Here is a 13662-nt window from a genome sequence, read left to right as displayed (position 1 = left end):
CGTGCGCCTTGCCCTTGCATCGTTCGTCGGGCTCGCGGCGGTCAGTCCCGCCGCGGCCCAGACGATTACCCTGAAACCTCTCGCCGAAGCCCGGATGCGTTACGAATTCGTAGATCAGGACGGCGTGGCCGCCAATGCCGACGCGGCGACGGTCAGGGTCCGCGCGGGGGTCTCCGCCACGTCCGGCAAGTGGTCGATGCTGGTCGAGGGACAGGGGAATTTGGCGCTCTCCGACGACTATTTCGACGGTCTCAACTATAAGGCCGGTTATCCTCTGGTCGCCGATCCACAAAACGCGGCGCTTTACCGGGCGCAGATCCAGTACCGCACCGAGGCGATAGTGGTTACCGCCGGGCGGCAACGGATAGCGCTCGACGATGAACGCTTCGTCGGCGGCGTCGGCTTTCGCCAGAACGGCCAGACGTTCGATGCGGTCCGCGCCGAGATTAGTCCAGTCGCCAAACTGAAGATCGACGCGGCCTACGCCCGCAGCGTCCGCACGATCTGGGGCGTCGACGGGACCGGCGCGCGCCCCCAGGCGATCGATGGGGACGACCTGTTCGGCAATGTCGCCTATGCGACCCCGCTCGGCACGATCACGACCTTCGGGTACCTGGTCGACGAAGACGAAGCGCAAGTGCAGGGCTTCCGGCTCTCCAGCCAGACCTACGGCCTGCGCCTGGCAGGCGCCCATCCCGCGGGCAAGGCACGATTGTCATACGCCCTGAGCTTCGCTCGCCAGTCGGACTTTCACCGCAACCCCAACCGCTACTCTGCCGACTATTATCTCGTTGATCTGGGGATCGAACTGCGCCGGGCGAAGGTCGGCGCGGGATACGAAGTTCTCGGCGCCGATGGCGGCACCGCCCTCACGTCATTCCAGACCCCTTTCGCTACCGGCTTCAAGTTTCAGGGCTGGGCGGACAAGTTCCTGACGACGCCCCCCGATGGCGTCCGCGATCTGTATGGCAGCGCGGGCTACTCGCTGAAGACGCTCGGCCCCTTGTCGGCCGTGAATGTCCAGGCCGCCTACCACCGCTTCGACAGCGACCGGGTCGTGCGCCGATATGGCGACGAGATCGACCTGTTGGCGAGTGCGAAGGTGCGCCGCACCCTCGTTTCCCTTCGCTACGCCGATTACCGCGCGAAGGCATTCGGCGCCGACACCCAGAAACTGTGGCTTCAACTGGATTGGGCGATCTGATGGAACACCAGCCTATTGTGCCTGGGCGCGACGACACGCGCGAACACCTCGTCGTGATCGGCAACGGCATGGCCGGATGCCGCGCGGTCGAGGAACTACTCGCCCGCGATCCCGCGCGCTACCGCATCACCATCTTCGGCGCCGAGCCGCGGGTGAACTACAACCGGATCATGCTTTCGCCGGTTCTGGCGGGCGAAAAGAGCTTTGCTGAAATCATCATCAACGACGAGGACTGGTATGCCGCCAACGGCATTTCACTGGTGAGCGGCGATCCCGCAATTTCCATCGACCGCGCGGCCCGAACTGTGACCGCGCGCAGCGGACTGGTGACGCAATACGATCGCTTGCTGATCGCAACCGGCTCGGACCCCTTCATAATTCCGGTACCCGGTAGGGACCTGCCGGGTGTCATCGGCTTTCGAGACATGAACGACGTCGAACAGATGCTCGACGCGGCGCAACGCGGGGGTTCCGCCGTCGTTATCGGCGGCGGACTGCTCGGCCTGGAGGCCGCGCATGGGCTGAGCCTTCGCGGAATGAAGGTGACCGTGCTCCACATCATGCCGACATTGATGGAGCGGCAGCTCGACGAAGCGGCCGCATGGCTGCTGCGTCAGGCGCTCGAGGCGCGGGGCCAGACCATCCTCACCGGGGCGGACACGTCAGAGATCGTCGGCGGCGAGCGGGTAGAGGCGGTCAGGCTGAAGGATGGAACAGAAATCCCCGCCGACCTCGTTGTCATGGCCGCCGGCATCCGGCCCTCGGTCGCGCTCGCTCGCGATGCCGGGCTCGATGTCGGGCGCGGGATCAGGGTCGACGATCACCTGGTCACGTCCGATCCGGCAATTCTTGCCGTTGGCGAATGCGTGGAGCACGACGGCAACGTCTACGGCCTTGTCGCGCCGCTCTGGGAAATGTGCCGCGCGCTTGCCGATGGTCTCGTCGACCGGCCATCCGCTTACCGCGGCTCCGTCACCTCGACCAAGCTAAAGGTCTCGGGCATCGACGTCTTCTCGGCCGGCGACTTCTCGGGCGGCGAGGGGGCCGAGGATATCATCCTGCGCGACGCAAGCCGCGGCATATACAAGCGGGTGGTCATCCGCGACGACCGGGTAGTGGGCGCCGTGCTCTATGGCGATACGGCGGACGGCAGCTGGTATTACGACCTGCTGAGGAAAGGGGGCAGCATCGCCGAGGTCCGCGATTCCCTGATCTTCGGCAAGGCCTATGCCTCGGGAGGGGGGCAGCCGGACCCTAAGGCGGCCGTTGCGGCGCTCTCGGACGATGCCGAGATCTGCGGTTGCAACGGCGTTTCCAAGGGCCAGGTCGTCTCGTGCATCGCCAAAGGCGCGCACAGCCTCGATGCAGTCCGGTCAGGGTGCAAGGCTTCGGCAAGCTGCGGGTCGTGCACCGGGCTGGTCGAGAACCTGCTCACGCTGACGCTCGGCGACGAGGTGCAGGCTGGCCCCCGCGCGATCTGCAAGTGCACCACCTTCGGCCACGACGACGTGCGCCGCGAGATCGTGGCCCAGGAGATGAAGTCCATCCCCGAGGTGATGCAGAAGCTTCACTGGTCCACGCCCGACGGTTGTTCAAGCTGCAGGCCGGCACTCAACTATTACCTGCTGTGCGCGCTGCCCGGCGAATACGTCGACGACCAGCAGAGCCGCTTTGTCAACGAACGCATGCACGCAAACATTCAGAAGGACGGGACCTATTCGGTCGTCCCGCGGATGTGGGGCGGCCTGACCAACCCGCGCGAACTGAGGGCGATTGCGGATGTGGTGGAGAAATTCAACGCGCCGATGGTCAAGGTAACCGGGGGCCAGCGTCTCGATATCTTCGGTATCAGAAAGGAGGACCTGCCGGCGGTGTGGGCCGACCTCAGTGCCGCGGGCATGGTTTCCGGCCATGCCTACGGCAAGTCGCTACGGACGGTGAAGACCTGCGTGGGATCTGAATGGTGTCGCTTCGGCACCCAGGATTCGACCGGGCTCGGCGTGAAGATCGAACAAATGACCTGGGGAAGCTGGATGCCGCACAAGTTCAAGATCGCCGTCTCCGGATGCCCGCGAAACTGCGCGGAAGCGACGATCAAGGACTTCGGCATCGTCTGCGTGGACAGCGGCTACGAACTGCACGTGGGCGGCAACGGAGGGATAAAGGTTCGCGCTACCGACCTGCTGTGCAAAGTCGCTACCGAGGACGAGGCTCTGGACGCCTGCGCCGCCTTCATCCAGCTCTACCGCGAGGAAGCCCGCTACCTCGAGCGGACCGCGCCGTGGATCGAGCGCGTCGGGCTTGAACACATCAAGGCCAGGCTGCTCGACGATCCCGAAGCAATGCGCCGGTATGCCGCTTCATTCCGCTTTTCACAGCAATTCATGCAGGACGATCCCTGGGCGAAACGCGCGGCGGGCGAGGAGCGCGAGTTGCACCAGCACCTGGGCGAAGTCCGTCCCCTTGGACTGGAGCTTGTGTCGTGATCGGCGATTGGCTCGATATCGGCCCGGTGGGTCAGATTCCGCCGGGAAATGCCCGCACTTTGCCGGTGCGGGGCGGCGAGGAGATCGCGATCTTCCGGACGCTCGACAACCGTTTCTACGCGCTGGTCAACGCCTGCCCGCACAAGAGCGGTCCGCTTAGCCAAGGGATAGTCCACGGCAACGTCGTGACCTGCCCGCTGCACAACTGGAATATCTCGCTCAAAACTGGCGAGGCGTTGGGTGAGGACAAGGGCTGCGTGCCCACCATTCCACTGAAGGTCGATGCGGGGCGCATCTACCTGCAGCGGTCGGCCGCCATCGCACCGCGCGGAGGGTCCGGTCCCGAAGCGAAAGCGGCCTAGTGGCGCAAGCAGTCCGCACGACCTGTGCCTATTGCGGCGTGGGCTGCGGCATCCTGGCAACGCGCGAGGGTGAGCGCGGCCTGGCGATCGCTGGCGATCCCGAGCATCCGGCCAACGCGGGCCGTCTTTGCTCGAAAGGCACGCACCTCGGCGAGACGGTTGGACTTGAGGGTCGGCTGTTACTCCCGATGATCGGCAACCGGCAGGCCAGCTGGAACAAGGCGCTCGACCTCGTCGCGCGCCGGTTCCGCGACGCCGTGGCGAACCATGGTCCGGAAAGCGTGGCGTTCTATGTCTCGGGCCAATTGCTGACCGAAGACTACTATGTCGCCAACAAGCTGATGAAGGGCTTTATCGGCTCTGCCAACATCGACACCAATTCGCGGCTATGCATGTCAAGCGCGGTATCTGGACACTTGCGCGCATTCGGCGAGGATGTCGTCCCGGCGAACTATGCCGATCTCGACGCCGCCGACCTGATTGTCCTTGTCGGCTCCAACACCGCCTGGTGTCATCCCGTCCTCTACCAGCGGATGCTGGCGGCTCGCGCTGCGCGCGGGACGAAAATCGTGGTGATCGATCCGCGCCGCACCGAAACTTGCGCGCAAGCCGACCTCCATCTTGCCTTGCGTCCTGGCAGCGATGTGGCGCTGATGAACGGTCTGCTGGCGCACTGTCGGCGCCAAGGCGCTCTCGACGAAGGGTTCCTGCGGGATCGCGTGAGTGTTCCCGATGACTTCTGGACATCGCTCGAACACGATCAGGACCTGTGGAGCGTAGCGCGGGCCTGCGACCTCGCACCCGCCGATCTGGCCCGCTTCTACGATATGTTCGTCGCGCATCCCCGCACGGTCACGATGTTCAGCCAAGGGGTGAACCAGTCGATCCGGGGCACTGACCAGGTCAACGCGATCATCAACGTCCATCTTGCCTCGGGGCGGATCGGCAAGCCCGGTGCGGCGCCGTTCTCGATCACGGGACAACCCAACGCGATGGGCGGACGCGAAGTCGGCGGGCTGGCCTCGACGCTGGCTTCGCACATGGACTTTTCGCCGGAAAACGTCGCCCGGGTCAGCCGGTTCTGGGCTGCAGAGCGGATTGCGACGAAGCCGGGCCTCAAGGCGGTCGATCTGTTTCGCGCTGTCGGCGAAGGCCGGATCAAGGCGCTGTGGATCATGGCCACCAACCCGGCAGTGTCCTTGCCGGACGCAGGCCGCGTCCGGGAAGCGCTCGCCGCCTGTCCGTTCGTCGTCGTCTCCGACGTCATGGAAACAACCGACACCAGCGTCCATGCCCACGTCCGCCTGCCCGCTGCCGCCTGGGGCGAAAAAGACGGCACCGTCACCAATTCGGAACGTCGCGTAAGCCGCCAGCGCGCGGTCCTGCCGCTCCCCGGCCAGGTTCGCCCGGACTGGTGGATTGTCACCGAAGTGGCGCGGCGGATGGGTTGGCGCCAAGCCTTTGCCTACGAACGCCCAGCGGACATCTGGCGCGAGCATGTCCGTCTCTCGACTTACCAGAACGAAGGCGCGCGGCGGTTCGATTTGCGAGCGCACGCGGCGATGAGTGATGCTGCTTACGATGCAATGGAGCCATTCCAGTGGGACCCGGCGCCATTCGTCGACCTTTGCTTTTCGACGCCCGACGGTAGGGCGCGGATCGTCGCTGTCGCGCAGATGGAGTTGGGGGAGAAGCTGCGCGATTGGCCAATGAACCTCAATACTGGGCGCTACCGTGACCAGTGGCACACGATGACGAGATCCGGGATCAGCCCTAAGCTGGCTCGGCACCGCGAGGAACCGTTGGTTGAGATGAACCCGCGCGACGCTATGAATCTTGAACTGATTGACGGCGACATTGCCGAGGTGGTCACGCCGCAAGGCGCCAGCATGTTCCGCGTGGCGATCAGCGACAACCAGCGCGTCGGTGACCTGTTCACCCCGATCCACTGGACGGACCAGCAATCGACCGGCGGGCGCACCGGTCTGCTGGCGAGAGCACTGACCGATCCCTATTCGGGCCAGCCAGGCTTCAAGTCGACACCCGCGCGGATCAAGCGGGTTGCCCTCGAGTGGCGTGGCTTCTTGATCACTCAAGGCGAGCCTGCCGCCCGACCGCGGTGCGAATGGTCAACGCGGATCGCGGTGCCGAATGGGGCCCTATGGGAGCTAGCGGGATCGGGGGACTTCGCCCGTCTCGAACGCTGCCTGCCCAAGGGCGAGCGTATAGAGGCTAGCGACGACGCGCGGGGAACGCGCCGCATCGCAGTGCTTCGCGATGGCCGTCTGGTCGCTGCGCTGTTCCTCTCGAAGTCTGTAGCGCTGCCCACCCGCGACTGGCTGATCGAACAGCTTGGCCTAGATACTGGCGCCGCCGTGCTCGCCGGCCGTCCCTCGGGCCATCAGGTCGATCGCGGGGCAATTGTCTGTGCCTGCTTCAACATCGGGATCAACACCATCGTCTCGGCAATCGCCGATCACGGACTTGTGGACGTCGCCTCCATCGGTGCGGTGCTGGGCGCCGGTACTAATTGCGGCTCATGCCGACCCGCGCTGGCTGGGTTGCTGGCAAGCGCGGCCAAGGAGGTGACACATGCCTGAATCACGCACGGCTGCGCCGGTCTGGCTGGTCGGAGCAGGACCCGGAGATCCCGATCTCCTCACCCGCAAAGCCGAGCGGCTGCTAACCAGCGCTGATATCGTGTTTTACGATGCGTTGGTTGGTCCCAGGATTCTTGACCTCGCCCCCCAGGCCGAGTTGGTCTGCGTTGGCAAACGCGCGGGTCGCCATTCCATGAACCAGCAGCAGATCAACGTTCTGATCGTTGAAGCGGCCCGCGCGGGCCGCAATGTCGTTCGGCTGAAGGGCGGCGACCCGGCAATGTTTGGCCGGGCGATGGAAGAGATGGAAGCTCTGCACGAGGCCGGCATTGCCGCCTGCATCTGCCCCGGGATCACTGCTGCGAGCGCGGCAGCGGCATCAGCGGGTATCTCACTGTCGCTGCGCTGCGTTGCCCGGCGTGTTCAATTCGTCACCGCTCAAAGCCGTCAGGGTGACCCTCTTGATCTCGACTGGAAGGCACTCGCCGATGGGCGTTCGACGCTGGCGTTCTACATGGGGCGCGAAGCCGCAGGCGAAATCGGCGCGCGGCTTTGTGAAGCAGGACTGTCAGGTGCTACACCGGTATTGATCGCGTGCAACGTCAGCCTTGCCGACGAACAATTCCTCCACACGCGGCTCGATCTCCTGTCGCTGGCCACGGCTGTATTCGCGCGCGGACTGCCCACGCTCATCTTGGTCGGCGATGCGGTGGCACTGCGGAACCATTCTGTCACGGAATTCCCGAATGGCTCCTTGCTCGACAGAACGACGCCGACCTGATCTTGTCCGTGCAGCGGCAATTTGATGTTTGAGCCTATGTCGAACTATTGATCAGGGTTCGGATTGTGTGACCTTAATTGCGGTGCAATGCCCTTCCTCACAGCGCGGCCGCTGTGCCCCAAGAATTCACGTTCCCGCTCAAACACTCATACTCGAGCTCTAACCTCTCGATCGTTGATCGACCGATGTCTGCATTGAACATCTCGACGACCAGAAGCCGACATTCTTCACACGGCCCAAAACGGCCGAAAGGTCCGTTTCCGTCTAGGCCATTCCGGCCAGGCAGAAATGTTACGTGCTACTCACAACATGATCCGTCGATGCAAGGGCGGGCACCTTGGGAGGCAGGCTGTGGTGGCGGAGCAATCCGAACCACCGACACGCGGATCGTGTTATGATGCGCTCGTTAGTGCGAGAGGAGAAACAACCCTTGCCCATTGACGATAGCGAAGCATGCTGGGCGATGGTCTGCGATCTGCCTGGCGGTGATCTGCGCCGCGAACAGCAACGCATTCCTCGACCAGGCCGGGGCGAAGTGCTCGTTAAGGTGCGCGCCTGCGGCGTATGCCGAACCGACCTTCACGTGGTCGATGGCGAGATCCCTGCCAGATACCCAATCGTGCCAGGCCACGAGATCGTTGGGGAAGTCATCGACGTCGGCAAGGGGGTTCAAGAGCTTTCCGTTGGTGAGCGGATCGGCGTGCCCTGGCTGGGCCGCACGTGCGGGACGTGTCCCTACTGCCGGGCCGGGCGCGAGAACCTATGCGATACGCCGATCTTTACCGGCGCGACCCGTGACGGCGGCTATGCCACGCACATGATTGCTGACGCGCAGTTCTGTTTTCCTTTGCCAGGCACAATTGGCGATCCAGAAGCCGCTCCCCTGCTTTGCGCCGGACTGATCGGATGGCGTGCATACCGCATGACGGGGAATGCGAAGCGGCTTGGACTTTATGGTTTCGGTGCAGCGGCACACATCCTTGCTCAAGTGGCATTGGCCGATGGCTGCCGCGTTTTTGCATTCACGCGCGAAGACGACAGAGCCTCTCAGGAATTTGCTCTCAAGCTCGGCTGCGAATGGGCCGATTCAAGCCTTGCGAAACCACCGGTAGAGCTCGATGCCGCGATCGTTTTTGCCCCTGTGGGCGCTCTTGTGCCCGCAGCGCTAAGAGCCGTCCGCAAAGGGGGTTGCATCATCTGTGCCGGGATTCACATGAGCGACATTCCGTCTTTTCCCTATGCTGATCTATGGGGTGAGCGAAGCATCAAGTCCATTGCAAACCTCACGCGTGAAGATGGAAGAGGTTTTATGACAGCCGAGCACATCAGTTGCATCAGGACGCACACGACCCAATACCCGCTTGAAGAGGCAAACCAGGCGTTGCGCGACCTTCGTGAGGGAAAATTGCAGGGTGCCGCGGTGCTTATTCCCTGACGTCGATGGGCACCGGGCGCTTGCGGCCGGTCCGCTCTTAGGCCTCGCTACCGGATGCCCAAGCGTCCAGGACGCGGTGGAAAACGGACACGAGGCTCGAGCGCGGAGCTGACGTCAAATAATCATTAATCAGATGGCGGTTCGGGTGCGCCTGAGCTGTCAGTAATCGATCCGTCTTCCACGCAACCTTACACAGTGGTTTGATGCGTTTGGACGGAAGTCTCGAGTTCAAATCCGAGCTCAAGGGCGTCCTCGATGAAAAGCGCGAGGGAGCGATCGGGCGGATGCGAGGTGTTGAAGTCGTACACCGCATGTCGCGACTCCCGTCGCGCACAGGTCGCCCAGCTTCCTAGTTGGGCCGTAGCATTCACGAGATACGCTGCGGCACCGACCACGGGTTATCATCACGCACCGGAGGGGGCAGCAGTGCTGCGGGCATATCCTGAAGGCAGATCGGACGCAGGAAGCGAGCCATCGCCAAGGTTCCTACCGAAGTCGTGCGGCTGTCGGAAGTCGCCGGGAAAGGCCCGCCGTGGACCATCGCGCGGCTTACCTCGACCCCGGTTGGCCAGCCGTTCGCCAGTAGCCGCCCAGCCTTGTTGCGAAGGGCCGCGACGATCGGCTGGGCGAGTTGCTCGTCCCCTGCGCGCAGGTGGATCGTCGCGGTAAGCTGCCCTTCGAGAGACTGGAGCGCGGCGGCCAATTCGCCAAGGTCGTCGCAGCGGACGACAAGCGAAGCGGCCCCGAACAATTCATGCGCCAGTTGCGGGTTGGCGAGAAATTCGGACGCGCTCGTTTCGAACAGCGCGGCGCTCCCGCGAACTCCTTCGCCCGCGGTGCCGCTCGCCAACTTGCGCGCCGCACCGCACTGCTCGCGCGTAGCAACGCCGGTCCGGTAAGCCTCGTGGATGCCCGCGCTCAGCATGACAGCCGGCGGCGTCTCTGAAATCGCGGAAGAGGCCTTGCTGATAAAGCGGTCGAGGCCTGGTGCTTCGACTGCGAAGACCAGCCCGGGATTCGTGCAAAACTGGCCCGCGCCAAGCGTAAGCGATCCCGCGAAGCCCCTGCCGAGCGCTTCCGCGTCATCCTCCAGCGCCTGCGGCATGAGGACAACCGGATTGACGCTGGACATCTCGGCATAGACGGGGATCGGCTCCGCCCGCTGTTGCGCGATGGCGACGAGGGCAAGGCCGCCTCCGCGCGATCCGGTGAAGCCGACGGCCTTGATCCGGGGATCGGCGACCAGCGCCGCCCCCAGCTCATTGGACCGTCCGGGGAGATAGGAGAAGACGCCCTTGGGCAGCTGGCAGCGCGCGACCGCGGCCGCAACAGCACGCGCCACCAGCTCGCCCGTGCCGGGATGCGCAGGATGTCCCTTCACAACCACAGGACAGCCGGCGGCCAGCGCAGATGCCGTGTCGCCCCCCGCAACCGAGAAGGCGAGCGGGAAATTCGACGCGCCGAAGACCGCGACAGGTCCGAGCGGGACGTTAAGGCGGCGAAGATCGGGGCGCGGCGGCGCCCGCTCCGGAAGGGCGCGGTCGATCGCGATGTCGAGCCAGACGCCCTCGCGGATCTCGGCGGCGAACATTCCAAGCTGGTTCACCGTTCGGATCCGCTCTCCCTCCAGGCGAGCCCGGGGAAGTCCGGATTCAGCCATCGCGGTCTCGATGAGCACGTCGCCCAACGCCTGGATATCTTCGCCCACGGCATCGAGGAATGCGCTCCTCTGCGCGGGTGTGGAGTTGGCGAATGCCTCGGCACACTCTGCAGCACACGCGCACGCGTCGGCGACATCCTGGGCGGATGCCTCGGAAAACGCCGGACCGACGGCGGTGCCGGTGGCGGGATTGAACCCCCGGAAAGTCGTTTCGGACCTTCGTTCCACGCCACCGACGAGGATTATGCCGTCGATCATGTAATCTCCGTATTCCTGGCCAGGGAGAGGATCTTCCTGCCCTGGCCAATTCGGGGCTCCGCCTCAGAAGGTGAACTTGGCTCCGAAGTTGATCTGCCGCCCGCTGTGAGTAAGCACGTTCAGGCGGTTGGTCTCATCCACGAACTGGTCGTTCTTCTCGTCGGTCAGGTTGATTCCCTCGAGGCTAAGCTTGAGGTGGTCGTTAACCGTGTAAGAGACCTGGGCGTCGATATTGATCGTGCTGTTGGTGCCATTGTAGGCATTGCCCTCGGTGCCCGGCACCGCGGTTAGGTACTTTGACCGGTAAGCAACCGAACCCCGGATCGAGAACTTCTCGTCCTCATAGTAGAGCGTGCCGTTGGCGGCGTGCTTCGACAGCCCGACGAGCGGCGCGGTAACGAACGAGCTGCCGTTGGCGGCGGTCAGGTATTTGATGTCGGACTTCACGTAAGTGTAGTTCGCCAGCACGCCGAAGTTGGAGAGCACGCCCGGCAGGAAGCTGAAGGGCTGCTGGACGTTGATCTCGAAGCCCTTGAGCTTGCCGCCGCTCGAATTGACCGGCTGGCTGACGATGAACACATCGGTCGGCGAGGCCGTTGTGCCGGTGAGAAGCGATGCGGGCAGGCCCAGGTCGGAGAAGGGGACCGAAACGCTGAGGCTCTGCACGAAAGTGCCGATATCCTTGTAGAAGCCGGCGACGGCATAGATCGCGCCGCGGCTGGGATACCATTCGATCGACGCATCGAGATTGTTCGACTTGGTCGGCTTGAGGTCAGGGTTGCCCGAGCTGAACGTCCGGTTGCCGCCCGACACGTTGAGGTTGCCGCCCGGCGTCAGCGAGGCGATTCCGGCACGGGCCAGCGTTTTGGCCGCGGCAAGGCGAACAAGCAACTCGTCGGTCACGTCGATGACAACGTTCGCCGAGGGCAGGAAGTTGTCGTATTTGCGCTTTGCTTCGACGAGGTTGATCGTCGAACCCTGGCTCGCAAAGCCGGTCGAATCCTGCATCGTGCGGACCCAGCGCAAGCCGGCGTCGCCGCGGACCGGCAAGCCCATGTCCTTGAGGTCGAATTCGGCCATGCCCCATGCGCCGAGGTCCTTTTCCTCGACCGTGATGAACGATCCGCGCGCAGTGGCGTTCGCGATGCCCCCAATCGCGTAGAGCGGGCTGCTGTAGATGCCGTAAAGGTCGGCGAACTTGGCAAGGTCGGGGACGACCCAGCCGGTGGGCGTACCCGCCGGCAAGTTGAGCCCGCGGCCGAAGCCGTCGAACTGCTTCACTGCTGCCGCGATCTGCGCGGCAGTGAGCGTCTGGACGACGGTCTCTCCCTGGAGACGGCGCATTTCGGTCGACTCATAGGTAAATTTGCGCCAGTCGACTCCTGCCTTCAGCTTGAGCGCGTCGGTCGCCTCGAACTCGAGGAACGCCTTGGCAGTCGTGAACGCGTTGTCGACCGTCTGCGGACGGATGCGGACTTCCGACGTTCCGTTGGTGAATGCGAACGATGCCGGATTGGTGATGTCGACGCCAGGGCGCAGGGCCGGGAAGCGGCTGGAAAAATCGTACTGGAAATTGGGAGTGTTGGCCGCGTCGAGCGTGACAGTGGTCTGGATCGGGTTCTTGAACGCCGAATTGGAATAGCCGGTGAGCGCCACGAGTTTCAGCCGATCGCCGAACTTTTGCTCGAGGTTCGCGGTCAGTTCGTAGAAGTCGGTGACGAGCTTGTCAAAGCGCGACTGGACGCGCAGGTCGACGTTGTCGAACGTGCCGCTGATGATGTTGTTGTCGGAGTCGACGGTGCCGTTGCGGATGATCGTCTGCGGCTTGCCGCTTCCCGAGCGGCTGAAGCTGATGGCCTGGAACTGTGCCTCGGCGCGCGTCCCGTCGAGCCGCGAATAGAGTCCGTCGAGCGAAATCAGCGTGCTGTCTGTGGGACGGAACTGGATCGACGCCGCGGCACCTAGCCGCTTCTGGCGGATATCGTAGCTGACCAGACCGGGGATGCGCGGGTGGAACAGCGCCGTGGCCGTGTTGGTGTTGTTGATCTGCGCGATGGTATAGCCGGGCAGGGTAGAGGCGGCGTTGAACCCGCCGTTGAACCCGCCGTAGGTCCAGCGCGTGATGTTCGCTCCTTCCTCGACCAGGCGGCGTTCCTCGTAGGCCATTGACAGCAACACGCCGAAGGTCTCGTCGTCGTTCGACTTGGTGACGAGCCCTGAAATGCGCGGCGTGACCTTGCGCGCGAGATCGTTGTAGCTGCCTTGGACGGAGACCGTCGCGGTCGGCTTCTTGAAATCGAACGGGCGCGAGATCGTGAGGTCGACGGTTGCACCCAGCGACCCTTCCTCGACGTCGGCCGTGGCGGTCTTGCGCACAGCGAGGCTGTTGAAGAGGTCCGACGAGAAGATGTTGAAGTCGAAGCCGCGACCTCGGTTGACGCCGCCCGAGTTGTCGGTGCCGCCGGTGGTGCCGATGGCCTCCATCCCGTTGATGCGGACGCGGGTGTATTCGGGGCCAAGTCCGCGAACAGAGATATTGCGCCCTTCGCCGTTCACGCGGCTGATGGCGACGCCCGGGATACGCTGCAGCGATTCCGCCAGGTTAAGGTCCGGAAATTCCGCAATGTCCTCGGCCTTGATCGCGTCGACCGCCGATGTCTCGTTGCGCTTGATGTTGAGCGCGCTCGACAGGCTTTCGCGAAAGCCGGTGACGACGATTGGCGTTTCAGCGTCGGCGGCGGCTTCGGCATCGGCCGAAGGTGCGGCGGCAGCGGACTGCTCCTGCGCCAGCGCAGGAGCGGCGATCATTGCCAGCGACGCAACGCCAATTTCCAGCGAAGCCTTCAGCCGCGCAATTGCAAGTCCAGCCATTGCCA

The 13662-nt window shown here is 63.9% G+C and carries 8 protein-coding genes; 6 read left to right on the top strand and 2 right to left on the bottom strand.

Features of this window, described 5'->3' with window-relative positions:
- Position 1: 1 nt before the first annotated feature.
- The 6 genes from ACFO0A_RS15025 (at position 2) to ACFO0A_RS15000 (ending at position 8868) form a co-directional block, all read left to right on the top strand.
- On the top strand, positions 2-1204 hold the full coding sequence (locus ACFO0A_RS15025) for an alginate export family protein (protein ID WP_379540024.1): 1203 nt from the start codon (positions 2-4) through the stop codon (positions 1202-1204).
- Positions 1204-3690, top strand: coding sequence for a nitrite reductase large subunit NirB (gene nirB / locus ACFO0A_RS15020; protein ID WP_379539956.1), 2487 nt, complete (start codon positions 1204-1206; stop codon positions 3688-3690). The genes ACFO0A_RS15025 and nirB overlap by 1 nt, the downstream gene beginning before the upstream one ends.
- Positions 3687-4052, top strand: a complete 366-nt coding sequence (gene nirD, locus ACFO0A_RS15015; protein WP_379539955.1) for a nitrite reductase small subunit NirD — start codon at positions 3687-3689, stop codon at positions 4050-4052. Before nirB ends, nirD begins: the two co-directional genes overlap by 4 nt.
- Entirely contained in the window at positions 4052-6652 is a 2601-nt protein-coding gene (locus ACFO0A_RS15010) for a molybdopterin-dependent oxidoreductase (RefSeq protein ID WP_379539954.1), read from the top strand. Before nirD ends, ACFO0A_RS15010 begins: the two co-directional genes overlap by 1 nt.
- Positions 6645-7433, top strand: a complete 789-nt coding sequence (gene cobA, locus ACFO0A_RS15005) for a uroporphyrinogen-III C-methyltransferase (protein ID WP_379539953.1) — start codon at positions 6645-6647, stop codon at positions 7431-7433. The genes ACFO0A_RS15010 and cobA overlap by 8 nt, the downstream gene beginning before the upstream one ends.
- 430 nt (positions 7434-7863) lie before the next feature.
- A complete protein-coding gene (locus ACFO0A_RS15000; RefSeq protein WP_379539951.1) occupies positions 7864-8868 on the top strand; it encodes a zinc-dependent alcohol dehydrogenase family protein in 1005 nt (334 codons plus the stop codon).
- Between the two features lie 367 nt (positions 8869-9235).
- On the opposite strand, the gene ACFO0A_RS14995 is transcribed toward ACFO0A_RS15000, so the two are convergent.
- Both ACFO0A_RS14995 and ACFO0A_RS14990 read right to left on the bottom strand, forming a co-directional pair.
- Positions 9236-10786 carry an aldehyde dehydrogenase (NADP(+)) gene (locus ACFO0A_RS14995; protein ID WP_379539949.1) on the bottom strand — a complete coding sequence of 517 codons (1551 nt, stop codon included), beginning with the start codon at positions 10784-10786 and terminating at the stop codon, positions 9236-9238.
- Between the two features lie 63 nt (positions 10787-10849).
- Positions 10850-13657: a TonB-dependent receptor gene (locus ACFO0A_RS14990; RefSeq protein WP_379539947.1), complete on the bottom strand. Its 2808-nt coding sequence runs from the start codon at positions 13655-13657 to the stop codon at positions 10850-10852.
- Positions 13658-13662: the final 5 nt, after the last annotated feature.

It is taken from the genome of Novosphingobium tardum (assembly GCF_042652045.1).
Lineage (GTDB): Bacteria > Pseudomonadota > Alphaproteobacteria > Sphingomonadales > Sphingomonadaceae > Novosphingobium > Novosphingobium tardum.
This window is presented reverse-complemented; position numbering and strand designations above follow the sequence as displayed.